A 26419-nucleotide genomic window follows, 5' to 3' on the forward strand; every position below is an offset into this window, starting at 1 on the left:
TATTTTAACAGGCGGCAAATAGCGCCTGTCAATCTGCACGGCGGTAGGCACGGCGGTAGGCACCGCGGTAGGCACGGCGGTAGGCACGGCGGCAGGTCAGCTTGCGCCCAGTTTGACGGCGTTGCGGCGGCCCGTTTCCTTGTCCTGCATTTCAGCCTCGCGCTGGGCCGGCGTGGTCTTGGTATCCCAGCCCAGCAGGTGCTGCTCGGCGATGTCGGCCAGGCCGGCGATCCACTTGGGCGACTCGTTCAGGCAGGCGATGTAGTGAAATTCGCGCCCGCCGGCGGTTTCGAAGTCGTGCTTCGCTTCCATGGCGATCTCTTCCAGCGTTTCCAGGCAGTCGCTGGTAAACCCCGGGCAGATCAGGTCGACGCGCTTGAGGCCCTCTTTCGCCATCTGCACCAGGGTCGGCGCCGTGTACGGCTGCAGCCACTCGGCCTTGCCGAAGCGCGACTGGAACGTGACCAGGTATTGCTCGGACGACAGCCCGAGCCTGGTCGCGAGCAGGCGCGCCGTCTTGTAGCATTCGCAGTGGTAAGGGTCGCCCAGCATCAGGGTGCGTTTCGGCACGCCGTGGAAACTCATCACCAGCTTGTCGCCGCGGCCGTTGACTTTCCAGTGCGCCAGCACGCTATCGCGCAGGGCATCGATGTAGCCATCCTGGTCGTGGTAGTGCTTGATCATGCGCAGTTCCGGCACGTTGCGCACGCCGGCGTAGTGGGCGAACACGGCGTCGCTGATCGAGCCGGTGGTGGTGCCCGAGTATTGCGGGTAGGCCGGCAGGATGGCGACGCGCTCGCAGTTCTCGGCCTTGAGCTGGTCCAGCACTTCCGGCAGCGAGGGCGAGCCGTAGCGCATGGCCATCACCACGTTCACCGAATCATGGCCGCGCTCGCCCAGCAGGCCGCGCAGCAGGATGGCTTGCTTCTGGGTGTGGACTTTGAGGGGGGAACCTTCCCTGGTCCAGATCGAGGCGTACTTGGCGGCCGATTTGCTGGAGCGGAATGGCAGTATGATGAGGTGCAAGATCATCCACCAGATGGCGCGCGGAATTTCGACCACCCTCGGGTCGGACAGGAATTCCTTCAGGTAGCGCCGCACGGCCGGGGTGGTCGGCGCGTCCGGCGTGCCCAGGTTGACCAGCACCACGGCGTTGCGGGTCGGCGTGCCGTGGGTGAAGGGGGGTTCTTTGCGGAAGGACATGGATTCGGCGATCGTGAGCGGGAGAGCCGATATTATAGGGTTCCGGGTTAAATTCCAGCATTATTTACGGGAGTTGAACCGGTTTTAACAGGGTGCGACCCGGTAGCGCCACCGGCCTCAGATACGTCGTCCCCGCGCAGGCGGGGATCCAGAGCACTTTCGCTCATCGTAGGTGCTATGGATTCCCGCCTGCGCGGGAAAGACGGTTCTGAAGGTAGCGGGAACGGCAGACACTATTACATCGCCAGCAACTCGCGCGCATGCTTGCGCGTGGTCGCGGTAATCTCCACCCCACCGAGCATGCGCGCCACTTCCTCCACCCGCGCCTTGTTGTCCAGCACATCGATATGCGACACGGTCTTGCCCTCCCCCGTGGTCCCCTTGGCCACCTGGAAATGCTGGTTGGCCTGGCTGGCCACCTGCGGCAAGTGGGTCACGCACAGCACTTGCCGTTCCTGCCCCAGCCGCTTGAGCAAGCGCCCCACCACTTCGGCCACGGCGCCGCCGATCCCGCTGTCGACCTCGTCGAAAATCAGGGTCGGCGTGGTCGTGGCGTTCGAGGTAATCACCGAAATGGCCAGCGCAATGCGCGCCAGCTCGCCGCCCGAGGCCACCTTGGCCAGCGGACGCGGCGCCACGCCGGCGTGACCGGCCACCAGAAACTCCACCTGCTCCACCCCATTGCTGGTCGGCTCGCAGGCATTCAATCCCACCACGAAACTGCCGCCGGTCATGTTCAGCTCCTGCATGGCCGCCGTCACCTGCGTGCCGAGCAGCCGCGCCGCCTTGGCGCGCGTGGCCGACAGGCGCGCCGCCGCCGCCATATAGCTATCCTTGATCTTCTCTTCCTGCTGGCGCAGGCCGTCCAGGTCGCTGGCGTCGGCCAGTTGCTTGAGGCGCTCCGACAGGCTGGCAAACTCCTCCGGCAACGCATCCGGGGTCACGCGGAACTTGCGCGCCGTGGTATGGATCGCTTCCATGCGCGCGTCCACCGTGCGCAGGCGCTCGGGATCGAGGTCGACCTTGTCCAGGTAGTTATTGAGTGCGTACACCGCTTCCTGCAACTGGATGCGGGCCGGTTCCATGCAGTCGAGCACGGTCTGCAACTGCACATCGACCGCGACCAGCTTGCCCAGCTTCTGGTTGAGCGACGACAATTGCGACAGGATCGGATGGTCCGATTCGGAAATCGCGGCCAGCGCTTCCTGCGCGCCTTCGAGCAGGCTGGCGGCATGCGACAGGCGGCTGTGCTCGTTGGTGATCTCGCTCCATTCACCCGGCTTGACGGCCAGCTTGTGCAGCTCGGCCACCTGCCATTCGAGCCGTTCGCGCTCGATCAGCACGTTCTTGGCATTGGTTTCGAATTCCTCGCGCTGGCGGGCCAGGGCGCGCCAGGCCTTGTGGGAGGCCGCCACGGCGCGCGCATCGGCGCCGGCGCCGGCATCCTTGAAGGCGGCCTGGTTATCGAGCAGCGCGCGCTGGGCCTCGCTTTTGAGCAGCGACTGGTGCGCGTGCTGGCCGTGGATATCGACCAGCATGTCACCCAGGTCGCGCAACTGGGCGGCGGTGGCGGCGATGCCGTTGATGAAGGCCTTGGAGCGGCCGGCGTTGTCGATCACGCGGCGCAGCAGCGCCCCGCCCTCCTCGACGGCGAATTCGTTCTGTTCCAGCCACTCACGGGCTGGCGCGGCGGCGCTGACCGAAAAATCGGCCGTGATGTCGGCTTTGGGCGCGCCCTCGCGCACCACACTGGCGTCGCCGCGCCCGCCCAGCGCCAGTTGCAGCGCGTCGATCAGGATCGACTTGCCGGCCCCGGTTTCGCCGGTGAAGACGGAAAAACCGCTGGAAAATTCAAGTTCGATGGTATCGACAATGACGAAATCACGGATGGTCAGGGTACGCAGCATGAAGGTGTGTCAGTCCAGTATTCGAATGGGGAATGGCGTGCGGGACAGCGCCTTAGCGCAGCTTGCCCTCGCCCGACGGATATTCGTGCCAGTGCAATTTTTCGCGCAGGGTGTCGTAATAGCTCCAGCCTTCCGGATGCAGGAAGGTGATGTGGTTGGGCGAACGCGAGATGACGATCCGGTCGCCATGCGCAAGGCTGGCGAAGGTCTGCATGTCGAAGTTGACGCTGGTGTCGCGCCCGCCGACGATCTCGATCACGATTTCGCTGCTGTCGGGCACCACGATCGGCCGGTTCGACAAGGCGTGCGGGGCGATCGGCACCAGCACGATGCCGCCCAGGCTCGGATGCAGCAGCGGGCCACCGGCCGAGAGCGCGTACGCGCTTGATCCGGTGGGGGTGGAGATGATCAGGCCGTCGGAGCGCTGGTTGTACATGAAATTGCCGTCCACCGCCACTTTCAGCTCGACCATGCCGGCGCCGGCGCCGCGCGCCACCACCACATCGTTGACCGCCAGCCCGCAGGCGATCATGGCGCCGTCGCGCAGGACGCGCCCCTCCAGCAGGGTGCGTTTTTCGGCGCGCGCCTTGCCGCTGAGAATGTCGCCGACGATGGGGATCATGCGCTCGATGGGAATATCGGTCATGAAGCCGAGGCGCCCCTGGTTGATGCCGATCAGCGGCACATCGAAGGGCGCGAGCTGGCGCGCGATGCCGAGCATGGTGCCGTCGCCGCCCATCACGATGACGGCGCAGGCCGCCGCGCCGATGCCGCCCACGCTCATCGCCTCGATGCCGGGCAGGCCGAGATGGGCCGCGGTTTCGCTTTCCAGTACCACGCGGTAGCCGGCGCCCTGCAAAAAGGCCAGCAGGCGGCCGACCGGCTCGTCGATGCCGACCGTGTTCGGCCGCACGACCAGCGCGATGGTTTTTTGCAGTTGAGGCGTAGCGGGCATAGACTTCTCGGCGGTTGAGGGGCGACACGCAGGAGATTACCCCATAATGCCTGCTTCCGCTATACGGCGGCCGGCGGCGGCACTACTGTATGCATTCACAGTGGCGCAGTATAAGTGCGACTGGGCGCGCGGGCAAGCCGCGCGTGCAGGGAAGTGCAAGCTGGCTTTCTCCAAAACATGGCACCGCACCACTACCGTCGCTCCCGCGCAGGCGGGAGCGACGATAGTAGTCAATTGAACGGCCACTTCCCCTGCGAAGCGATACCATTTGCACAATGAGTTCACCCACAGGGAGCAACACCATGGTAGCCGAAACACACGACCGCAAAATCAACACCGACGCCAAAATCCAGGATGACGACGCCAAGCGCCTGCCGCACGAGCGCGACGAGTCGCCGGACGGCCACGACAAGGAACCGCGCGGCGTCATGAAGCAGGCCGCCGACGACCTGGCCCAGGGCCTGGTCGATACCGACATGCATGGCATGCGCGGCGTCGAGGAAGTCGCCCCCGCCAGCGGTTCCGGCCAGGCCCGGCCCAAGGCCGACGCCGGCAGCGGCATGCGCCATCACGAACCGTCCGACCCGAGCAAGGGCAAGGACGAGGGCAAGCAAGAGGGCAAGGACAAGGCATGAGGCGTGTGCGCCTGCTCCTGCCAGTCGGCCTGGCCATCGGCCTGGCCGGCGCCGCCCTGGGCGCCCGCGGACAGGCCATGCCAGCGGGCTTCGGCCCGAATCCGGCCTTGCCGGCGCCCTCGCGCTCGATGCTGCCGACCATGAACATCGCCCCGGCCGAGCCCTGGCCCAAGGGCGCGAAACCGGCCGTGGCGCAGGGCCTGGCGGTGGCGGCCTACGCCAGCGGGCTGGAACATCCGCGCTGGCTGTATGTGCTGCCCAACGGCGACGTGCTGGTGGCCGAAACGAATAAACCGCCCCAGCCCGACGAAGGCTTCAGCCTGCGCGGCATGGTGATGAAGCACGAGATGAAAAAGGCCGGTGCGGCGGTGCCGTCGGCCAATCGCATCACCCTGCTGCGCGGCGCCGGCCCCAACGGCGAGGCAGCGAGCCGCTCGGTGTTTCTCGACGGCCTGTCCTCGCCCTTCGGGATGGCGCTGGTGGGCAACGACTTGTACGTCGCCAACGCCGACGCGCTGCTGCGCTTCCCTTACCAGGAAGGGCAAACCCACATCGCCGCCCGTGGCGTGAAGGTGATGGACTTGCCGGCCGGGATCAACCATCACTGGACCAAGAACGTCGTGGCCAGTCCCGACGGCACCCGCCTGTATATCTCGGTCGGCTCGAACAGCAACGCCGCTGAAAACGGGCTCGACAAGGAGGAAGGCCGCGCCGCGATCTGGGAATTCAACCCGGCCGACGGCAAGTCGCGCGTGTTCGCGAGCGGCTTGCGCAATCCGGTCGGCATGGGCTTCCAGCCGCAAAGCGGGGCGCTGTGGACCAGCGTCAATGAACGCGACGAACTCGGCAACGACCTCGTGCCGGATTACATGACCTCGGTGAAAGAGGGCGGCTTCTACGGCTGGCCATACAGTTACTACGGCCAGCATGTCGACGCCCGGGTCGAACCGGCGCGTCCCGACCTGGTGGCCAAGGCGCTCACGCCCGATTACGCGCTGGGCGCGCACACGGCCTCGCTCGGGCTGGCGTTCTACAACGCCGACCTGATGCCGGCGTTCAAGAACGGCGCGCTGATCGGCCAGCATGGCTCATGGAACCGCAAGCCGTTTGCCGGCTACAAGCTGATCTACGTGCCCTTCACCGATGGCAAGCCGAACGGACCGCCGCAAGACGTGCTGACCGGCTTCTTAAGCGCCGACGGCCACGCTTACGGGCGTCCGGTGGGCGTGGCGGTGGACCAGGGCGGCGGCATCCTGCTCGCCGACGATGTCGGCAACACGGTCTGGCGCATCACGCCGACCGGCAAATAGCCGCGGCGCAGCATTTCCGCATCCGCATCGTGCGCTGGCGAACAGATGGACCGTGGCCGGCAGCGCATGATGGCTTGATTGAATTTAAACAGACTGAAGGAGGACCACCATGATCAAACGTTCAGGAAGTGCTGTCTGGAGTGGCGGCATCAAAGATGGCAAAGGCAATATTTCCACCCAGAGCGGCGCGCTCGACAATACCCAGTACGGGTTCAACACCCGTTTCGAGAATGGTCCGGGCACCAATCCGGAAGAGCTGATCGGCGCCGCGCATGCGGGCTGCTTCACCATGGCCTTGTCGGGGCAGCTGGGCGAAGCGGGCATGACCGCGCAAAAACTGGCGACCACGGCAACCGTGACCCTGGACAAGACCGATGACGGCTTCACCATTTCGGCCGTACACCTCAATCTGGTGGCGACCATTGCGGGCGCCAACCAGGAAGCGTTTGAAGCGGCGGTCCTGCGCGCGAAAAACAATTGCCCCGTATCGAAGCTGCTGAACGCGACGATCACGCTCGACGCGCGCCTGGAAGAATAATCGTATTCCCGTCATTCCCGCGCCAGGGCGAATCCCGGCGGGAATGACGGCGCCGCATCACGCCCCCGCCTCACCTTCTTACCCCCTGCGCATTGCCCGCACCATCGTTGTGCATTTGCGCATATACAAACACAAAAACAATCGTTCTTCGCATGCTTGCTTCTTGGTATCATTGATTTTTAACTACCATAAAGCACCTCAATGAAAATCACGAATTTGACATTGACGCCCCTGGCGGCGGCGGCGATCACCTTGCTCTGCGGCCCGGTGCAGCAAGCCCATGCGCAAAGCGCGACGGCCGGCGCCCAGACCCCGCCCACCTCGGTCGTGGTGACCGGCTCGCGCATTGCGCGCGCCAGCCTCGAAGGCCCGTCCGCCGTGGTGGTCATCACCGGCGAAGAAATCACCAAGCAAGGGTATAAAAACCTGTTCGACGCCCTCAACAACCAGGCCCAGAACAGCGGCGTCACCACCGGCGCCGACTCCGGCAATACCTTCACGCCGTCGGCCAATACCATCAGCTTGCGCGGCCTGGGCCCGAACCACACATTGATCTTGCTCAACGGGCGCCGCCTGGCCGACTTCCCGACCGCGTACGAAGGCGCGGTCAACTTCACCAACCTGGCCAATATTCCGTCGAGCATCGTGGAACGGGTGGAAATCCTGAGCGGCGGCGCCTCCGCCGTGTACGGCTCGGATGCGATCGCAGGCGTCGTCAACATCATCCTCAAAAAGCATGCCGAGGGCATCGACGTCAACCTCAAGCGCGGCACCACCTCGCGCGGCGGCGGCGGCGACAGCCGCCTGCAAGTGAGCGGCGGACAGAGTTTCGACCAGCTCAACACCGTGTTCAGCCTCGAAGTGCTGGACCGCGAACCGCTGTGGAGCAAGCAACGCGACTTCATGGCCGTGCGCCAGGGCACGCCGACCAATACCTTGTCGCGCAAGAACGTCAACAACGGCAAATATGTTGACCTGGGCGACACCTGCAGCGCGCTGGGCGACCTGTTCGGCGGCAGCCAGTTCAAGAACACCGTCGCCAAAGGCAGCTACTGCGCCAGCAACAAGGTCAGCCCGACCTACTGGACCACCCAGACCAAGAACCGCAGCACCAACCTGTTCGGCAGCGCCAACTATGCGCTCTCGCCGACGACCGAGCTGTTCGCCGAATTCCTGGTGGGCCAGAACAAGACCGCCAACAACACGCGCGGCCCGACCTGGACCTCGTCCTCGGCCGACAGCAACAACTACTTCTTCAACAAACATAGCGGCGCATACGAAGCCTGGACCAAGTACATCTCGCCAGAGGAAATGGGCGGCGTGAAGCGCTACAACCGCACCTGGGACGACCTGGCGACCTCGGTCAGCCTGGGCGCCAAGGGCGACATCGGCGCGACCGGCTGGCGCTATGAAGCCGGCTACAGCGCCTCGTTCTACAAGAGCGAAAACCATGTGCAGCGCGCGCTGGCGAACATCGACAGCTTTTTCCTGGGACCGAAACTGGGTGTGGATGAGGACGGTATCGCCATCTACGCCCCGAACCAGGCACGCCTGACCCAGCGCCTCACGCCAGAGGAGTTCAACAGCATCACCGGCCAGGCCGACAGCGACGACACCTCGCGCAACCAGACCCTGAGCCTGGTCGCCACTGGCGAGCTGTTCACACTGCCGGCCGGCCCCGTCAAGCTGGCCACGATTGCCGAAGCGGGCCACCAGCGCTTTGCCAACAAGCCGGATGCGCGCATCAACCAGGGCGTCTTCAACACCCTGGCCAAAAGCGATATCACCGAAGGCTCGCGGCGCCGCTACGCGCTGGGCCTGGAAGCGAGCGTGCCGCTGCTGGCCGACCTGAACTCGACCCTGGCCGGCCGCTACGACCGCTACAACTACGCCGGCCGCAACGAAGGCAAGCTGACCTACAACGTGGGCGCGGAATGGCGTCCGGCCAAGGCGCTGCTGGTGCGCGGCAATTACGCCACCAGCTTCCGCGCGCCCGACATGAACTACATCTTCAAGGCGCGCGGCACCGGCTACTACTCCTCGACCACCGATCACTACCGCTGCGCCCAGGCCGGCCAGCCGATCGAGACCTGCGAGTTCGCCGGCGTGTCGCCGGGCAGCGATTACGTGCAGACCGGCAGCAAGGACCTGCGTTCCGAAAAAGGCAAATCGTACGGCCTGGGCGCGGTCTGGTCGCCGAGCGCGGACTTCGACGTCTCGGTCGACTACTGGAACATCAAGATCGACGACCTGGTCACCAACCTGAGCGCCGATAACTTGCTGCGCGACGAAGCGGCCTGCCGCGTCAAGGGCGACCTGACGTCGCCGAGCTGCCTTGACACCATCAAGCGCATCACGCGTAATCCATTGACGGCGCTCAACAAGCCGGGCGAGATCCGCGAAATCCGGGTCAACCCGATCAATGCCGCCTACCAGGACGCCGACGGGATCGACCTGAGCGCGCGCTACGCCCTGCGCACTGAGAGCTGGGGCAAGTTCACGCTCAAGGGCAATTACTCCAAGTCCCTGAGCAAGAATTCGCGCCAGTTTGCCGGCGACGCGCTGGTCGACGAGTTGGACGAACTGAGCAACTCCGACTGGCGCGACAAGCTCAACGTCAGCCTGAACTGGAACCTGGGCAACTGGTCGAACACCGTGTTCGCCCAGCGCTTTGGCAAGGTGCCGAATGCGGGGCAGACCGCATTCCTGTCGCCGACCACCCTGGTCAACCTGTCGAGCGTGTACAAGGTGAGCCCGCGCGCGACGGTCTCGGTGGCGATCAACAACGTCAACAACCGCATCAAGCGCGACACCACCGACGGCTGGCCGAACTACCCAACCGGCAATTTCAGCCCGGTCGGACGCCAGATCTGGCTGGAGTTCAATTACCACTTCGGTTCGTAAGCAGGCAGGGCCGGCCGCACCGCATCTTGCGGACGCGGCCGGCAGAGAATCGGTGGAGCGCTTAAAATCGTGGCTTGATTCGATTACCAAGGACTACGATGCGGATTTTGCACACCATGTTACGGGTCGGCGACCTGCAGCGCTCGATCGATTTCTACACCAGGGTGCTGGGCATGAGCTTGCTGCGCACCAGCGAGAACGCAGAGTACAAGTACACCTTGGCGTTCGTCGGCTACGGCAGCAATCCGGAGCATGCGGAGCTGGAACTGACCTACAACTGGGGCGTACACACGTATGAGCTGGGTGACGCCTACGGCCACATCGCCATTTCGGCCGACGACATCGTGGCCGCCTGCGAGGCGGCGCGCGCCAACGGCGGCAACGTCACGCGCGAACCGGGACCGGTCAAGGGCGGCAGCACCGTGATCGCCTTCGTGACCGATCCGGACGGCTACAAGATCGAACTGATCGAACGCAAGGGTGGCGTGCGCGCGAACGGCTTGAACGAGCAAGCCGGCCCGCGCCGCCATCCGATTGTGGTTACAGGAAAGTAGCTACCTAGAGTATATGGAATCGGGGTAACTTCCGTTGTACGATGAAAGTTCGTCAAGATTGCTTCGCATATCGGCGCTTACCTGAGCCAGGTACGGAATGGAGCACTTTATGTTACACGAATTTTTGTCGAATAACCGGGACGAACTGGCGGCGCGTTGCCGCGCCAAGGTCGGGAACCGTCCCGGCCGTTCAGCGACGGAAACGCAACTGCAAAACGGCGTTCCCTTGTTTCTCGATCAATTGATCAGGACCCTGCGCGTCGAACAGTCGCCCGAACCGCACCTGAGCGAACTCATTTCCGGGCCGGCGGGCGGCGGTGTCGCCCTGTCCGAAGTGAGCGTATCGGCCGCCCAGCACGGCAAGGATTTGCTGGAACTGGGCCTGTCGATCGACCAGGTCGTGCATGACTACGGCGACCTGTGCCAATCGATTACCGACCTGGCCTTCGAGCGCGACGCGCCGTTTGCGGTCGATGAATTCCGTACCCTGAACCGCTGCCTGGACAACGCCATTTCCGACGCCGTATCGGAATTCAGCTATCAACGCGACGGCCTCAACGACGCCCGCAATACCGATCACAGCAACCGGCAAATGGGCTTTTTCGCCCACGAACTGCGCAATCTGCTGGGCACCGCGTCGCTGGCCTTCGCCGCAGCAAAAGCGGGCAATCTCAACCTGGCCGGCGCCACCGGATCGATTCTCGAACGCAGCCTGATGAGCCTGGACAAGATGATCACCAATTCGATCCAGGATGTGCGCGTGCTGGGAATGCGCGAAGAAAGCCTGGACGCCTTTTCCCTGGCTACATTTATCCAGGAAATTTACGACGCCGCCGCGCTGTCGGCCGCCATGTATGGCTGCACCTTCCGCATCCTTCCGGTCGAGCCCGAACTGGCAGTGCGCGGCACGCGCGACCTGCTCATCGCGGCGGTGGCCAACCTGTTGCAGAACGCCTTCAAATTCACCCAGCCCGGTACCGAAGTGTTGCTGACCGCGTACGCGCAAGGCAACCGCATCCTGATCGATGTCAAGGATCATTGCGGCGGCCTGGCGGCCGGGGTCGAAGACACCATGTTCCTGCCGTTTTCCCAGTCGGGCACCAACCGCACCGGGATCGGGCTCGGCCTGACCATCGCAAAACAGACGGTGGCCTCGAATGGCGGCACCCTGACCGTGCATAGCCTGGACGGCATCGGCTGTGTATTTACCGTCAACCTGCCGCGCAACAGCATGCCGACCTGATCGCGCGCCACAGACAGCGGAACTTACGGCGGCGCCTTGCCAGCCGCAGGAATCTGCAGCTTGATGGTAGTCCCTTCGGATTCGGTTGAGCTCACCCAGATCTTGCCGCCGTGGGCTAAAACGATCTCGTGGGTGATGTAGAGACCGAGGCCAAGATTGCTGGTCTGGCTGGCGCTGCGTTCGCTGGTGCTCTTCATGGTAAAGCTTTTCGCGGGATCGAACATGACCCGCAGCCTGCGCGGCGAAATGATGTCGCCTTCATTTTGCACCACCAGCAGCACCTCGCCGCCCTCGCGGCTGACGCTGATCCAGATCGGACTGGCCGCCGCGCCATGCTGTACCGCGTTGGCCAGCAGGTTCGACAGGGCCTGGCTCATGCGCGGGCGGTCCCAACATACCTCGATGTCGTCCTCGACCTCGACCCTGAAGTCGCGTTCCGGATGAAACAGCTTCATCTCTTGCACGACGGAGCGGCATTCCGCCGACAAGTCGTACTGCGCCGGCGTGACCGGAATGCCTCCTCCCAGGTGGCTGGTGGAATAGTCGAGCAGGTCGGAGACGATATCGCTCACCCTTTGCGTACTGCGCAACACTTGCGCCGCCACTTTCAGGTGACGCGGCGCCAGGGTGGTATCTTGCAGGATCAGCTGGGTTCCCATGCTGATCGCCCCCAGCGGATTGCGCACATCATGGCCGAGAATGGCGAGAAAGACGTTCTGGGAATCGCGCACATTGGCGGAAAAGCGCGCCAGCGATTCGGTCAGCGACTGATCGATGGCCTCGTTAAAGCGCAACATGTCTTGCAGGTCCGACACATCGGCTTGCTTGACCCGGTTTTGCCAGAGCCGGAGCACGCTGGCGCGCAAGGCCCGGTATTCGGCCATCAATTCCTCGACCGCAAAACCGGCCTGCAGCCGGTCGCCGGCATGCGCCTCGGCCGCTGTTTCGTCAGCGCCATCGGGCGCGTTTCCCTGCGACTTGTCGATGCCTTGCTGCACGCTCTGGTAGGTATCGAGGTCGAGGCAAATCGCCATCAGGATGGCTTTGGCATGGTCGCGCAACTGCGCCTTGGTGGCCGATGTGAACGCATGCAGGGTGCCGGCGAAATCTTCCCATTCCTGCAAGATCGCTTCGGTATGTTCGCTGATGAATTTGGAAAGGCGCATAAGATCCTGAAGGAGCGCAAAAGGGCGTTCCCATCAGTCTACGCTGTTCCGATGGCGGCCGTCCCGCGCACGGGAACCGATGCGCCGGCCAGGGCGCCGCGTGTAGCTTATTCACACTGTTGCTTACAGCGGAAAACAGGAACGAGTAAGATTGGCCGGATGCATGTTGAAGAGGAGACACAATGACGGCCGAGTTAGTGTTCGAAAGCAGGTTGAGCTACCACGTGTTGCGCCAGGAGGGCATCGTCGAGCTCGACCCCGTGATTGCACTGCAACTGGAGCTGACGGGCGGCCCCAACATGTACGCCTCCGATTCTTTCATGATCAACCATGCGGCCTGGAGCATGACGATCCGGCGCCACAACCCGGCCCGCCTGCCTCCCACCGAGCCGCCCGGCTGGGTCAAGTACACGGCGGGCGGCGGCAAGTCGCTGTGCGTGATCGATATCCATCAGTCGCCCGAGCGCTTCGCTTCGCTGCTGGACATGTTCAAGGGCGGGCACGCGTCCGACATCACGGTCTGCGTCGACGGCCTGGCCGACACGGCCGATTACAGCAAAAAATGGGATACGGCGGCGCGCGCCAGCTTGCCGCTGCGGTCGATCTGTTTCGAGTTTCCGCTGCCGCAGAGCGAGGCCTGAGGCGGCCGGCCGGCGCTGGCGCGGGCTCAGTCCCAGCGCTCGATCCGGTAGGTGCCGACCTGCCCGTCGATTGTCACGCGCAGGTCGAACTTGCACGGATGGCCCTTGGTCAGCGCCAGGCCGGCCACGCTGTTTTTTTCCAGGCCCGCCAGTGCGTTCTCCTGGCTGTACGCTTCGATGGTGGAGCGGAATTCGCGCAGCGCGCTTTTCAGGTTCACCGGAAACAGCGCGCAATGGCCCTCGCATCCGCACAGGTCGCGCGCATCCTTGAGCAGGAACGCCAGGTGGTCGCCATACTGCGGATGGCTGCGCCCTGCCCATGCCCAAGGCGGCAGGATGACGGCCATGAGCTCGTAAAAGCTGACCGTGAGGTTGAATGCGCTGGCCAGCGAGCACCGTCTGTAGCAATACCAGGCGACCGGATTGCGCTGATCGAGCGTATCCCACTGCATGATCGGGCGGGCATCCGCATGCACTGCCGAGGTGAGCGCGACGAACGGTTGCCGGCCTTCCAGCGCCGCCATCTCGATGCGCTCGGCCGCCGGCAACACGGTGCGGCGGAAGGTGTCGAGCGTCATGCTGTGCGGCCCGTGCGGCGCGGCGCTGGCGCGGCCCCGGGCGGCGTCGTGCGGGTGCGGCCGCCATACGGCTGGATGTCGTCCATGGTGGCGAAGCGGCGTTGCAGCGCGGGAAACGCGCCCAGCTTCGCAAAGGCGATCCTGGCCGCCTTGATGGCCCCCGGCGTCGGCGCCACCTGCGGGCGCTGATAGCGCAAGCCATCCATCTTGGCGTTCCAGCTGGCGGCGGCCTCTCCGAGCGGCGTGCCGGCGACGATATCGTCGAGCAAGGTGGCGATCATGCTCGAGCGCGGATGGCAAAAACCCATCGGCGCCCTTGCCACCCTGCGGTAGAGCAGGTTGTCCTGCCGCTGGCCGCTGGCGGCGGCGCGCGCGGCATGCAGGTCGACCAGGAACTGGGCCTGGCCGAACGCTTCGCGCCTGGCGCAGGCCGTCTGCCAGCCGTTGCGCAGGCCGCTGCCCTCGAACACCGTGGCCGCGGTAATGGCCAGGTGCTGCCAGGGACCGCTGGCCGGCTTGCCATACATGGTCTGTTCCGACAGGAACAGCATCGTGATGCGCGCCTGGCTCACTCTTTGCTGCAAGGCGGCCACCACGGCGCGGTAAGGCGCCGGCGCCGTGGCCGGGTCCCACAGGGCCGGCGCCAGCGCGCCGTCGTCGCCCACCGTCGCCAGGCCGCCGAAGCGCTCGATAAAGGTGCGGCAGCAGCTGCAGCTGTGCTGCTGGCGCACGTCGGGATCGGTGAAGGAAGCCAGGTAAGCGTCGTACAGGCCGCCGGCATCGGTCCGGAAGACGGGACCGGCCAGGGCGTTGAAGCGCGCATCGATGCTGCGCACCAGCGCGGCGTAGTCGTCGAGGCGGCGCTGCGCGTGTACATCAAGTGCAGTCATGCGTGTCCTGTGCGAAAGGCGGGCGCGGAACGGCGTTCCGCCCCGCTGCCGCGCCCTGCGGCGCGCTTACTTGACCAGCAAGTCGTTGACCGGCACCAGGTCCGCTTCGCGCAGCGAGCCGGCCGCCGATTTCAGGCGCAGGCCGTTGAGGATGGTGTCGTAACGCGCACGCGAGAGGTCGCGCCGGGTCGAATACAGCTGGCGCTGGGCATTGAGCACGTCGATATTGATGCGCACGCCGACCTGGTAGCCGAGCTTGTTCGATTCGAGCGCCGAATTGCCCGACACTTCCGCCGCCTGCAGCGCCCTGACCTGCGCCAGCCCGCTGTTGACGCCCAAAAAGGCCTGGCGCGCGACGTTGGCGGCATTGCGGCGGGTCGCTTCGAGGTCGTTGCGGGCCTTGTCTTCGAGCGCGATGGTTTCGCGCACGCGGCTGGTGACGGCAAAGCCGTTGAAGATCGGCACGTTGTAGGCGATGCCGATGCCCTTGTTGTCGCTCCTGCCCGACTGCTGGGTCTGGCCCGTCATGTTCTGGCGGCTGATGTTGGCGGTCAGGTCCAGGGTTGGATAATGGCCGGCGCGGGTGCGCTCGATTTCGCGCTTGGACAATTCGTAGCCGAGCTGGGCGCCGACGACGCCATAGTTCTGGGTTTCGGCCGAGGCCACCCACGGATCGATCACGGCCGGCTCGGGAGCGGCCAGCAGCACGCCCGCCTTGAGCGTGGCCAGGCCGGTCGGCGCGCTGCCGATGATCGCCTGCAGCGCGCTGCGCTTGTTTTCCAGGTCGTTGATGGCGGCAAACTCCTGCGCCACCACCAGGTCGTAGGCGGCCTGGGCTTCGTGGGTGTCGGTGATGGTCTGGGTGCCGACCTCGAAATTGCGCTTGGCCGAGGCGAGCTGCTCGGTGGTCGCGGTTTTCTGGGCGCGGCTCAGTTCCAGCGTATCTTGCGCGGCCAGCACGTCGAAGTAGGCTTGCGAGACGCGCGTGATCAGGTCTTGCTGGGCCTGGGCGAACTGCGCTTCGGCCTGGGCCTGCTGCAGCTTGCTCTGCTGGTAGGTTTGCCAGTTAGCCCAGCGAAACAGCGGCTGGGTCAGCGACAGCGTGTGGGTAGTGGTACGCTCGTTGGCGCCGCCGGTGGTGACCAGCGACTTGCCGCCGTCGGCGCGGGTGACGGTCTGGCCGACATTCCACGGCGTCGACTCGCCATCGTTCTTGACGATGCTGCCGTTCAAGCCCACGGTGGGCAGGAGCGTCGAACGGCCTTGCGGAACCCGTTCCATGCCGGCGGCCAGGGCCGCACGCGCGCTGGCAAACGCGGCGTCATTGGCCAGCGCTTGCTGGTAGACCTGGATCAGGTCCGCCGCCTGTGCATTCAAGGAAAAAAATGCGCTGGCGATCAGCACGGCCATGAGGGGTTTCTGCATTGCATTCTCCATTGGAGTCATCAAAAAAGTGAAAAAAACTTGCAGCCCGGTGGTGGCCGACACCGCCGCCGCGCGTGATCGCCTGTTGCGATCCGTCGTCGTCAATAGCGCGGCATCGTGCCGTCGACCTGCAACGCCCAGGCGTGGATGCCGCCGCTCAGGTTGCTCACACGGGTAAAACCGTTGCGCTCCAAAAAGGCCGCGACCTGCATGCTGCGCGCGCCGTGATGGCAGATGCAGACGATCTCGGCATCCTCGTCGAGTTCCTCGATGCGCGCCGGAATGGTGTTCATCACGATCTGGGTCGATCCCTCGATCTTGCAGGTTTCAAACTCCCAGTTTTCGCGCACGTCCAGCAACAGCGGGCGCGCGCGCGTTGGGTCGGCCAGCCAGGCGGCCAGTTCGGGGGCGGTCATTTGCTGCATGCCGGCCCCGCCTTAAAATGTGAAATGCGAGGGCTTGACCGACGTCGACAGCATCTTGACGTTGGTTTCGAAGACCTTGACCGTGTCGTACGCGGTCTCGGAGACCCGCGTGATCACTTGCGCCGACATGACCGGAGCCTGGCCAATGATCGCGGCGATGCGCCCGCCGATCTTGAGCTGCTTCAAGAACACTTCCGGCAGGGTTTCCAGCGCGCCCGAGAGAACGATGACGTCGAACGGCGCGCCCTTGTCCCAGCCTTCGGCGCCATTGCCCAGTTCGACCGTGACGTTGCCCACGCCGGCCTTGGCCAGGTTGTTGCTGGCCAGTTCCTTCAGTTCCGGGTTGATCTCGACGGTAGTGACGTGGCGCGCCTTGTGCGCCAGCAGGGCCGCCATGTAACCGGAGCCGGCGCCGACTTCGAGCACATTTTCGTGCTTCTTGACCGCTACCTCTTGCAAGATGCGCGCTTCGATCTTCGGCGTGAACATCGCCTCGGCGCCCGGCAGGGGGATTTCGGTATCGACAAAGGCCAGCGTCTTGTAGGTGGCGGGCACGAAATCCTCGCGCTTGACCACCACCAGCAGATCGAGCACGTCCTGGTCCAGCACGTTCCAGGGGCGGATCTGCTGTTCAATCATGTTAAAACGGGCTTGTTCGATATTCATCTTGTGCTCGGTGAGGAAAAGTAATAATCCGATATTTTATCGTTGAACGGCCTCGGAACACACATCTTAACGATCCGACGCCCCCAATCGCGAGAAATTGCGACAGTCTGCAGTTTAGAGGGAATGAAGCTCCCGAATCGGCGCCCGGAATCGCTGCCCGGTATTGGACGCCCTACGGCACGCCCTACGGGACCGCCCTCACGGCGCGCGCGGCAGCAGGCCGTGCAGCGTCATGGTGAGGAAGGAATCGATGAAGGCGACCGGGTCGAGTTCGGACATGTCGCAGGGGCCGACCGAGTGCTTCCACAGCATCAGCATGAGCATGGGGGCGATCAGGATCTGGGTGGTGAGGAACACGTCGAGCGGGCGGAATTCGCCCCGTTCGACGGCGCGCTCGAGCAGACCGCTGATCATGCTGCTGCCGCGCAGGATGACTTCTTCGCGGTAGAAGACGGCGATATCGGGGAAGTTGTTCGATTCGGCCATGACCAGCTTGATCATGCCGGACGACTTGGTGGCGCCGGCGTTTTCCCACCAGGCCATCATGACGGCGCGCAGCAGGTCGGCGCTGCCGCCTTCGAAGCTGGCGATCATGTCTTCGGCCGCGCCCAGGGCGGGCACGATGGTGTCGCGCACGACCGCCTTGAACAGCTCTTCCTTGTTGGTGAAATACAGGTACAGGGTGCCCTTGGACACGCCGGCTTGCTTGGCCACGTCTTCCAGCCGCGTGGACGCGAAGCCGCGTTCGACGAACAGGTCGAGGGCGGCGGCGAGCAGCTCCTGGGGGCGCGCGTCTTTACGGCGCTCCCAGCGCGGCTTCATCTCAAGGGGACATTGCATGGGGTCTATTCCGTAACTTACTTGCGAGTCATTAATATAGACCGATGGTTTCACTCCGTCAAGTTTAGCTGTTGTTGCGCCTGAATAGAAACTGAAACAGAAGAATAGAAACTGAAACGAAGCGACCGGTCAAAAGAATAAAAGCTTAAACGAGCAGAGTCCGCTTGCTCCTCTACAAAAGTGGCGCTCACCCCAGGCAAGCTATTTCCCGATTTGAGATCTGCAATTTTCGATTGACAAAGGAAAAATTATGTCCGTATTATGCCTTCATGCAGCACTTATAACTTCCGGGTCTGGCGTATGAGCCCTTTCGCGATAGCATTTCGGGACCTGCGGGTCTTTTGCGGTATGCGCCAGGCCGAGTTCGCTACCAAGCTCGGATACGAGCAGAGCTACATATCGGCGATCGAACTGGGTTCGAAAGGACCACCAGGCGACGACTTCGTGAGTCGGCTGGTAGAAGGGCTGAACCTGGACGAGCCGTGGCACAACCGTCTGCGGGATGCCTTGGATGAGTCCCAGCGCCGGATTGTGTTGCCGCACGGCGCCTCGGAAGAGGTGTACCGGATGTTTAATGAATTGCGGCGCCAGATCGACACGCTGCGGCCGGTGCAGCTGGAATTGATGCAGCTGGCCTTACGCCTTCCGGCATCGCTTCCGCCGCTTGAGCCCACGCCAGCGCTTCCACCACGGCGTTCAGGAACTGCGGCGAAGAAGTAGCTGTCACAGTATGAGCAGTTGGGCGCAGCCCTGGAGCGGCATGACGCTGCGCGGGGCGCGATCAGTACAAAATGCTGAACTAACTATTACCTGTTTTTGATATTCTCGTGGCGGCTCTGCTCCATTGAGTTGCAAATAGAAATACTGGCATAGTGGCGAGGCCTGGTATGGCAGAATCCGGCGCAGTTAGTTCTAGCAATCAACTTGGATACGATAGCGACGATGTGGCGTTGTTCACTGAACCGCTTCCGAAAGCACGACGCGCGCGAGGAATGACGGCTGAAAAGCTTGCCGCCCGAATTGCGCGAGGACACGGCATTGGGTCTGGAGCCACCTATCTTCCCTGGCTGACGCTTCGACGCAAGAATCCGTCGCCGGCATCGAACCAGGTCATTTCGTGGATGCCACCTCTGCGGCGTACGGCGCACTATTTCTCGCGCGGCGAGTATCACACCGCGCTGCTGTTGCTATGGCTCGGAGTGAAGGACCTGCGAGAGCAGTTTCCAATCTGGCCGATCGCCCATCCTCACCCCTTGGAAACACAATCCGAAACCCGAAACGGGAGCCGCCCCTGGTCGAAAGGCTTGGCCGCCATCGCCAGGGAAGCTGGGATAAAGCACGGGACGGAGTTTGGAACCCGCGTTCCCTACGTGGCGAGCCTGGATCTGGTGGCAACCACGCACCACGGCACCGGCAGTGCGCTGACGATCTTCTCATCCAAACCCATCGATACGCCGGACGACACGGTGAAATGGCGCACACGCGAGCGGCTCGAACTGGAAAGACGGTACTCGGTCGAAATCAATGCCCGGTACTACGTCTCCAGCTCCGCCTTGATCTCCGTCCTGACCGCCGGCCAGCTGGAGAACTGGCTGGACGCCTCCACGCTGCAAAGCACGCCGCAACTACGGCCCATTTCAGCGCAGTTCGCTGCGCTCATCGAAGACCATGGGCAGCTCTCCATTGTCGAAGCGGTGACGCGCGCCGCTGCAGGATGCTCGCTTCAACTCGACGAGGCCTGGTTTTTGTTCCGGCATTGTTGCTGGACTCAGGCGATCGACATTGACCCAACAGTTCGCATCCACCATTCGCATCCCGTGCGCCCAGGTGGACGTGCCCTGCGGGATGCGCTGCGGCGCCGACTGTTCGGGGAGAGCTGGTGATGGACGATCTATCGCTTGCGCCTGGCGATGTGCTGGTGAGTAACGGGACAGGCGTTCCGATCATTGGCCTACACCGCGTCCTGGAAGTGATCCCGGCTATCGACCGCGTGACATTGATCCCAATTCCTTCTCCGAGAAACGAGACGCACGCCAAGCAGATCAATTATTACGCCAAGGGCTTCTACTCAAGGAGACTGTCCGAACTGCTGCACTGGCTTGAAACCAGAACGATTCAAAAGACGACGCTGACCCTGCCCAACCACTGGTTCTACAGCGACGAAGATCTGCGCAAGCTCGCTCCTCCCAAGAATTCCCCAACAGTGCCGGTCGCGGATCAGCACCTCTCCCCACTGGAAATCAAGCGCAACTTCAAGCTGAAGTTGATTGAGCCGCTCATCAGTATCACCACCAAGTCACCTGACGCGGCGACCAAGCCACCCGACCTGACCTGCCTCGACAAGCTGGTGCGCGAACGTGCGCGCGAAGCGGGCGTCAGTGCAACACAAGTTTTCGACGCGCTCCACCGCTACTACGCCTTCGGCTGTATCAGAAATGCGCTACTGCCCAACAACACTGGACGTTCAGGTGCTCCGGGGAAAACCCGGCTGGCGAAGAACGGGGTGAAGCTGGGCCGGAAAAATGCTGCGGTCAAGGCTGGCAACCTGGAGCTTGCGGGGCTTGCCCTCACGGAAAAAGACATCGAAAACATCCAGGACGGATACCGCGCCTTCGTCCTGCCGGGAACAAAGATGCGCGAAGCGTACTACGCGATGTGCGCCACTTATTACAGCAATGGCTATGTGAAAAAGCATGGCTACTGGACTACCGAGCTGCTGGAAGCACATCGCCGGCCGACGGAAGGCGAGTTTGCTTATCGAGGTCCTGGGGGAAAAGATGAGCATGCGGCGGCCCGCCGGATGATGGGCGAAGGCCATTGGGCAAAGAATTTCCGGCCGCTGGCAGGCACCGCGCGCGACGGCATCACGATGATCGGCCAGGTAGGGTCACTGGATGCTTCTCCGATCGACGTCAACCAGGTCGCCTGTGGCAACCCTCTGCAGCCGATCGGGGTAGGCCGGGGGCTCTTTGTGCGCGACGCGTGGCTCGGACTGTATGTTGGCTTGCATGTCGGTATCGACAGTCTGGGCACCGAGGACGCCAAGCTGGCCATTCTTCGCGCCGCAACGGACAAGTCTGCCATGCTGGCCAAATACAACCTCGATCTGCCGTCAGAAGATTTTCCTTCGCTATTTTTCTCCCGGTATCTTGCCGACAATGGAGAACTGCGCAGCCGCGACGGCATGGAATCGATCGTCGATGAGCTGTCATCGCGCATCGAATTTGTATCGAGCGGGCGCGCGGACCGGAACAGTTCCTCTGAATCCGGCCATCATTCTCGCCATGCCAATTTCGACCATCAACTGAGCGGTACGACAAAAGGCCGTCAGGCCACACGGGGCGAGCCCCTTGCCATCACGAAAGCACTTCTCACGCGCTACGCATACATGCGCCTACTGCTACTGTGGATTCATTGGGCGAATACGAAGCAAGAACTGCCCTTGCACATGATCCCTACCGAAATGCGAAGGGAATTTTCGGCGAAAGGAAGGACACCGAATCGTTCCAGGATCGAAGTCTATCGCTGGGCACAGGCAAACGGTTACGTTTCAGCAAAGCCTATCGATCCGATGTATTTGCGCGCGCACCTTCTTCCCAAATTTACGGCAAGCGTCCAACGTGGCGGACTGGTGCTGCATCGGCCCAAGATGGGCAACGGCGTGGAACTCCTCCATGGCGCCAAGTTCAGCAACGCTTACCTGGCGCAGGCTGGCATCATTCAGGCGGCGACGCGCGGCAAGAACCATATTGTGGTGAGCGCCGATCCTGATGACCTGAGCCAGGTGTATCTGATCGACCAGCGAGGAATTCACGCCATCCCGAACATCCGCGACGATATTCTGTTTATTCATGAGGGCGGAATCCCGGACCTGTGTGCGCTCAACGACGCGCAAAAACTTGATCAGGTCGTTGGTGCCACGCGGCGCGACCAGGACGGGGTCGATCAGCAGTCGTTCAGGAACGAAGAAGAGGCCTATGCCAAGGAGCGGCAGTCCGCCGCACGGGCGGCACTTGCAGGACAGAAGGCGCCGAGCCGGAAAAAAGCGGGCGTCAGGGCCGCGCAAGCCGCTGAACGCCGGGCCGAGCTGAATAATGAAATCGGACGCGCACGTGGCCAGGACACGCCGGCGCAGCCGAAATCCGGCGACAGCCCAGCGCCTCGCCCGCAACTGGCACCGCCACCGCCACCGCCGCCCAAACCAGTACCAGCTGCACATCAAGCCCCCGCAGGATCGATGACGCTGCTTGACATCAGGAAGGCGCAGCTGGCGCGCTTCAACAACGAAAGGAAATTTTCATGACTGCGATGTGCGAAACCCGATCGATTGCTCTGCCGGGAAACCCTTTCCTCGACGCGCTTGAACCGTATCTTTCGACAAACGATCTGGAGACGCGGCTGCAGAACTGGCCTCTTGCGGGCTTGGACATCCCGAACCTCGGCATTACGGCACGCCACGATCTGCTGGACCTGATGCAGGAGCAAATGTTCGAACCGACCCTTACGTCCCTCGACACCACGACGCGGCTGTACCGAATGATCCGGCGCGGGTATATCGCACGGGACCCGACTCAAATCGCACCGCGCGCGCATTTGATGACTATCGCCCGTTATGCGGGAAAGGAACTGAAAGACCTGCCGTGGTTCCCCCACTCGGCCAAATGCATGAGAGTGGCCGGCATCACCGGCCTCGGCAAAACGTACGAAGTCATGCGGGCGCTGAAGCAGCTGCCTCCCACATTTGAACATGGTCACTCAAGCAGCGCCGACTGGAACCACATGACGCAAATTTGCTGGCTCTACGTGGCGATGAGCCATGACGGTTCTCTCGGCGGATTGCTCCTCCAGATTCTTGTTGCTGTCGATGACTGCGCCGGTACCGGATATTCGGGCGATCGCAGACTGACAAAGCTCAGCAACGAAAAGCTGGCAGTTCATGTCGGCATCATCCTCAATAACCACGCAGTCGGTGTCTTGGTAATCGACGAGCTTCAGGGCCGCAATTTTTCCGGGGGCAACCGCGGCGGCTTGGCTGCCACCTTCTTCCTGCGCTTGCTCAATTTCGGTACTCCGCTGGTCCTGATGGGTAATCCTCTCGGGATGGATGCCCTGGACCGTTTTTCTCAAGATATGCGGCGCGTCGGGTCGGCCGGGAACATCGAGATGCATCCGGTTACGAAGGATGACTTCGACTTTACCGACGTCCTGGCGCCGGCCTTGTGGCGCTACAACGTCATGCCTGAGCCCTGTTCTGTGGAGGACAAGGACGGCGCCATACTGTTCAGGTTTTGCGGCGGCATCCGTTCGTACGGAGCGCGTATCCGCGTTGCTTCCCAACGATTGGCGCTGGACCAAGGCAATACGTCGGTTACCGAAGAGCACATGCGGCAGGCATTCCTTGGTCCCGACTTCAGCAGCCGCGATCGTCAACTGATCGCTGGTTTTCGCGATCAAAATCCTCTTCTGCTGATGAATTTTGACGACGTGCCATGGGAGCGCTACGCGCAACGATGGGGATGCTACCCGAATGGAAAGCCCGAAGGCGCCGATAACCAGGCAGACCAGTCAGCGGCCGGCGAAGATAGCGCGAAGAAGATGCGAAAGCCGATCGCACAACAGGCCGCCGAATCGGCTACAAGACGTCGCACGCGCTCGAAGAATCAGCAAGCAGCTACTGAGCAGGTAGCGGCCGATCTGGAAAACGACGACATGCGTAACAAGGGGTTGCAGGAGTATCTCATTACAGGAATCGGCTTGCTGCAAAATCAGGATAACCCTGCTGTACCACCGACGAAAGGAATCTGATGACGCGGCCTAGCAAACAGACGAACCCAGTCAACACCCTGCCATTCTTCCCGGCCGGCTTTCCGGACGAGACACTCGGTTCGCGGGTCAGCCGCTATCACATACGGCGCGGTCAACCACCAGACCACGCTACCTATCATGAACTGTTCGGTCGTCCGCCTTTCAGCCTCACGCCCCTGGTTCAGTCCCATCTGGACAAACTCGCCATTCGCTTGCCGGGCACGCCAGTGGAAAACTTGCGCCGCCTGCAGGACCAAAGCACATTGCTTCCGTTATTTCGACGGTTCTTCGGGACCCAGACCACGCAGCGTAGAGTCGTTGGCAACGCCGTCGCGGCGATCGAGCTGCCCAAGCGCCTGGTGGGAGGTAGCCGCCTTACTCACCTCTGCGCCGAATGCCTGGCCGATGACGAAAAGGTCCACGGTTGCCGTTACCTTCATCGTTCGCATCAAATTCCCGGAGTGACCGTATGCTGGAAACACGGCCTGCCGCTGATAGACCTGTGTCCATCGTGTCGCCAGCCATTCGCTCAACCCAACCAGCTCATCCTGTCGGCATGGATGGGGTGTGAATGTGGCCGTAACCTCGCGGTCGCTCCAGAGTCGGTCGCATGTTCGACAAGCACGGAGCTTGAGTTCGCCCGCTTTGCAAAAGCTTTGCTAGCGGAATCGCAGATCGCATTGACGGCAGAGCAACTAGTTGAAGTGTATCGAGAACGCAGTATCAAGCTGGGTTTCACGTGCGGCGGTCATCGCATTAAGCGGAAGGCGCTGTTTGCCGAAATCGAGGCATTTTATGGCACCGACCTTTTGGCGAAGGTGGACCCTTCGTACCGCAAGTCCAAGACCAGCGGCTGGTTCCATGTCCTGCAGTCGTCCCTGACCATTGAGGCACCTCTGTACCGCCATCTGCTGTTCTCTTTCTACCTGTTCAGGGAACCGGGAGCATTTCTCAGGAGTATTGAGGACGTTGCCAGGACAGCCTCAAGTTGTAACGCTGGCAGACAATCCGGTCCTGTTGCGACAGAAAAACCGGCGGCGGATATCCTCATGGACGAGATGATCGAGGTCGCGAGGCGCAATGGCTATGACTCGCAGAAGCTGTGGCATCACTGCGTCGGCTCTATGAAGCGGCTCGTCAGGTATTTGCCAGACGCGTGCAGGCAAATTGATGCCCGCTTGCACGAGGAGTCGAGCAAGAAAAAGCGTGACGCTATCAAATTGCTGAAGTCCACGGAGCGAGACCGGCTGCTGGACCCACAGTGGGCGGACGCCATCGTTAAGAACGCCAACGCCATCTATAGGAAGGAGACGCGGCCATTTCGCGTAACGATGAATCAGTTGGTCAAGACTGCGTCCTTCCGTCCGAAAAATATCTCGATGCCGAAGCAGGAAAGCACCCCCCTTGCCCGTGCAGCCGCAGAAAGCCATGCGGAATCCACATGGCATTTTTATGCCCGGCGTCTGCTATGGACATTGCAGGCGCTGGAGGACCCGGCAACGACGTTCCACACGATCATAAAGCTGGCAGGGCTAGAGGTCTACAAGGCGCGCGAGGTTTTCAACTACTTCGATGGCGTTCGGCGCTGTGGCGGGCCGTCGATCCAGGAGATCATGCAGATCCTGGCGTCGCGCGGGGTGGGCCGCAACTGGATTGGCCCCTGCCCGGAAAAGACGTTCTACCGTGCCGGCAGAGCCTACAAATTGCGCACATCACGACGGGGGCCGATCGGCGGTCGCGCCGGGGATGCCGAACCGATCTCCTGACCGACTGTCGAACATGGGAAGGAGCGCACTATGCACATTTCTTCCCTTCCCATTCATCGCCAGGATGAAACGCTCTACAGCCTCGCTGTACGGATACGCCGCGCCAATGCAGCGCGCAACGACCGCGATGCCTGCCGTGGATTGTTCGGCCCGTTCAATAACATGCGGGTGTCCGAATTTCCAGTCAACGTGGACACGTTCGTCAACGTCTCGCACGCCCGGTTCGGAGACGCGCCAAGCGTCATCGCGCATACCACCCTGGTGCCCTTCTTTGACCGTGTTGGCGGGCATCCCTGGCACAGGGGAAGTTCGGGGTCGCCGGTGGCGAGCGCCGGCTACGGCCTGTCAACGCTTTCCAACGGCAACGTGCGCACCTGGCGTGCGTGCCCACAGTGTCTGCTGGACGACAAAAGGAAAAATCCGTACGGATACTGGCGCCGCGCGCACCAGCTACCCGCCGTCTTTTTCTGTCTTGAGCACCATGCGCTGTTGAACGCATGCTGGACCCCGCCACAGAAACTGCATAGCCAATTTTACCTCCCGGACGAGATGGCGCTTGTCGATACGTTCACATGCGTCGACACCGACAAGAACGTGGAAATTTTGACGAGCCTCAGCCAGTTCTGCATCGATGTTCTGCATGACAGCGGGGACGTCATCGATCGCACGGCTGCGAACGCCGGCATCACCCGCGCTCTTGGAGAACGGAACATGCTTACCGCTGGCGGAAAAATTTGCCGGCAAATGTTTGCCCCCGAGTTCGCGCGGAACTTCGGCTTCCTGCGGCATCATCCAGATTTCGAGAAGACGGTGTCGGCGGCGGGCATCGAAATCCTGTGCCGCTGCTTAGACAAGCCGAGCATGTGGCGCCAAAGTGCACAAAGCGTCTTGCTCTTGAGCTGGCTATTCGGCAGCTGGAACGTATTCAAAGAACAGTGTGCTGCCGAGGATTGAAGGTAGTGCGCATG

At 62.4% G+C, this 26419-nt stretch carries 23 protein-coding genes; 13 read left to right on the top strand and 10 right to left on the bottom strand.

Annotated features, from left to right (window positions below; all coding sequences use genetic code 11):
* Window positions 1-96: 96 nt before the first annotated feature.
* The 3 genes from hemH to F1735_RS08515 form a co-directional block, all read right to left on the bottom strand.
* Window positions 97-1203, bottom strand: a complete 1107-nt coding sequence (hemH, locus tag F1735_RS08505) for a ferrochelatase (protein WP_167236527.1) — start codon at window positions 1201-1203, stop codon at window positions 97-99.
* Window positions 1204-1439: 236 nt separating this feature from the next.
* Entirely contained in the window at window positions 1440-3110 is a 1671-nt protein-coding gene (recN, locus tag F1735_RS08510; RefSeq protein WP_167236528.1) for a DNA repair protein RecN, read from the bottom strand.
* Window positions 3111-3162: 52 nt separating this feature from the next.
* Window positions 3163-4065 carry an NAD kinase gene (locus F1735_RS08515; protein ID WP_167236529.1) on the bottom strand — a complete coding sequence of 301 codons (903 nt, stop codon included), beginning with the start codon at window positions 4063-4065 and terminating at the stop codon, window positions 3163-3165.
* 302 nt (window positions 4066-4367) lie between these two features.
* On the opposite strand from F1735_RS08515, the gene F1735_RS08520 reads away from it, so the two are divergent.
* The 6 genes from F1735_RS08520 (at window position 4368) to F1735_RS08545 (ending at window position 11249) form a co-directional block, all read left to right on the top strand.
* Window positions 4368-4700 (top strand): hypothetical protein, encoded by a 333-nt coding sequence (locus F1735_RS08520; RefSeq protein WP_167236530.1) that lies wholly within the window; start codon window positions 4368-4370, stop codon window positions 4698-4700.
* A complete protein-coding gene (locus tag F1735_RS08525) occupies window positions 4697-6010 on the top strand; it encodes a PQQ-dependent sugar dehydrogenase (protein ID WP_167236531.1) in 1314 nt (437 codons plus the stop codon). The genes F1735_RS08520 and F1735_RS08525 overlap by 4 nt, the downstream gene beginning before the upstream one ends.
* A gap of 109 nt (window positions 6011-6119) precedes the next feature.
* Entirely contained in the window at window positions 6120-6548 is a 429-nt protein-coding gene (locus tag F1735_RS08530; protein ID WP_187364189.1) for an OsmC family protein, read from the top strand.
* 201 nt (window positions 6549-6749) lie between these two features.
* Window positions 6750-9452, top strand: coding sequence for a TonB-dependent receptor plug domain-containing protein (locus F1735_RS08535; protein ID WP_167236532.1), 2703 nt, complete (start codon window positions 6750-6752; stop codon window positions 9450-9452).
* 98 nt (window positions 9453-9550) lie between these two features.
* Entirely contained in the window at window positions 9551-10006 is a 456-nt protein-coding gene (gene gloA / locus F1735_RS08540) for a lactoylglutathione lyase (RefSeq protein WP_167236533.1), read from the top strand.
* A 109-nt stretch (window positions 10007-10115) separates the two neighbouring features.
* Window positions 10116-11249 carry a sensor histidine kinase gene (locus F1735_RS08545; RefSeq protein WP_167236534.1) on the top strand — a complete coding sequence of 378 codons (1134 nt, stop codon included), beginning with the start codon at window positions 10116-10118 and terminating at the stop codon, window positions 11247-11249.
* A gap of 23 nt (window positions 11250-11272) precedes the next feature.
* On the opposite strand, the gene F1735_RS08550 is transcribed toward F1735_RS08545, so the two are convergent.
* Window positions 11273-12415, bottom strand: a complete 1143-nt coding sequence (locus tag F1735_RS08550) for a sensor histidine kinase (RefSeq protein WP_167236535.1) — start codon at window positions 12413-12415, stop codon at window positions 11273-11275.
* Window positions 12416-12597: 182 nt separating this feature from the next.
* Between F1735_RS08550 and F1735_RS08555 the strand changes: the two genes are divergently transcribed.
* On the top strand, window positions 12598-13056 hold the full coding sequence (locus F1735_RS08555) for a hypothetical protein (protein WP_167236536.1): 459 nt from the start codon (window positions 12598-12600) through the stop codon (window positions 13054-13056).
* 26 nt (window positions 13057-13082) lie between these two features.
* Here the strand turns inward: F1735_RS08555 and F1735_RS08560 are convergent, their stop codons facing one another.
* The 6 genes from F1735_RS08560 to F1735_RS08585 all read right to left on the bottom strand — a co-directional run bounded on the left by F1735_RS08560 (window position 13083) and on the right by F1735_RS08585 (window position 17880).
* On the bottom strand, window positions 13083-13634 hold the full coding sequence (locus tag F1735_RS08560; RefSeq protein ID WP_167236537.1) for a hypothetical protein: 552 nt from the start codon (window positions 13632-13634) through the stop codon (window positions 13083-13085).
* The gene (locus F1735_RS08565) at window positions 13631-14524 is read right to left on the bottom strand and encodes a hypothetical protein (protein ID WP_167236538.1); all 894 of its coding nucleotides are present in this window, start codon (window positions 14522-14524) and stop codon (window positions 13631-13633) included. The genes F1735_RS08560 and F1735_RS08565 overlap by 4 nt, the downstream gene beginning before the upstream one ends.
* 66 nt (window positions 14525-14590) lie before the next feature.
* Window positions 14591-15949, bottom strand: coding sequence for a TolC family outer membrane protein (locus tag F1735_RS08570; RefSeq protein WP_167236539.1), 1359 nt, complete (start codon window positions 15947-15949; stop codon window positions 14591-14593).
* 101 nt (window positions 15950-16050) lie between these two features.
* A complete protein-coding gene (locus F1735_RS08575; protein WP_167236540.1) occupies window positions 16051-16374 on the bottom strand; it encodes a rhodanese-like domain-containing protein in 324 nt (107 codons plus the stop codon).
* A gap of 12 nt (window positions 16375-16386) precedes the next feature.
* On the bottom strand, window positions 16387-17040 hold the full coding sequence (locus F1735_RS08580; RefSeq protein WP_167236541.1) for a protein-L-isoaspartate O-methyltransferase family protein: 654 nt from the start codon (window positions 17038-17040) through the stop codon (window positions 16387-16389).
* Window positions 17041-17238: 198 nt separating this feature from the next.
* A complete protein-coding gene (locus tag F1735_RS08585; protein WP_167236542.1) occupies window positions 17239-17880 on the bottom strand; it encodes a TetR/AcrR family transcriptional regulator in 642 nt (213 codons plus the stop codon).
* 300 nt (window positions 17881-18180) lie between these two features.
* Between F1735_RS08585 and F1735_RS08590 the strand changes: the two genes are divergently transcribed.
* From F1735_RS08590 to F1735_RS08615, 6 genes are all read left to right on the top strand, one after another.
* Window positions 18181-18600, top strand: coding sequence for a helix-turn-helix domain-containing protein (locus F1735_RS08590; RefSeq protein ID WP_167236543.1), 420 nt, complete (start codon window positions 18181-18183; stop codon window positions 18598-18600).
* A gap of 167 nt (window positions 18601-18767) precedes the next feature.
* Complete coding sequence (locus F1735_RS08595; protein WP_167236544.1) at window positions 18768-19763, top strand: TnsA endonuclease N-terminal domain-containing protein; 996 nt, start codon at window positions 18768-18770, stop codon at window positions 19761-19763.
* On the top strand, window positions 19763-22183 hold the full coding sequence (locus F1735_RS08600; RefSeq protein ID WP_167236545.1) for a hypothetical protein: 2421 nt from the start codon (window positions 19763-19765) through the stop codon (window positions 22181-22183). Before F1735_RS08595 ends, F1735_RS08600 begins: the two co-directional genes overlap by 1 nt.
* Window positions 22180-23685 carry an ATP-binding protein gene (locus F1735_RS08605; protein WP_167236546.1) on the top strand — a complete coding sequence of 502 codons (1506 nt, stop codon included), beginning with the start codon at window positions 22180-22182 and terminating at the stop codon, window positions 23683-23685. Before F1735_RS08600 ends, F1735_RS08605 begins: the two co-directional genes overlap by 4 nt.
* The gene (locus F1735_RS08610) at window positions 23685-25451 is read left to right on the top strand and encodes a TnsD family Tn7-like transposition protein (RefSeq protein ID WP_167236547.1); all 1767 of its coding nucleotides are present in this window, start codon (window positions 23685-23687) and stop codon (window positions 25449-25451) included. Before F1735_RS08605 ends, F1735_RS08610 begins: the two co-directional genes overlap by 1 nt.
* Window positions 25452-25481: 30 nt before the next feature.
* Window positions 25482-26405 (top strand): TniQ family protein, encoded by a 924-nt coding sequence (locus tag F1735_RS08615; RefSeq protein ID WP_167236548.1) that lies wholly within the window; start codon window positions 25482-25484, stop codon window positions 26403-26405.
* Window positions 26406-26419: the final 14 nt, after the last annotated feature.

Source organism: Massilia genomosp. 1 (assembly GCF_011682185.1).
In the GTDB taxonomy this organism is placed as follows: Bacteria; Pseudomonadota; Gammaproteobacteria; order Burkholderiales; family Burkholderiaceae_D; genus Telluria_A; species Telluria_A rubra.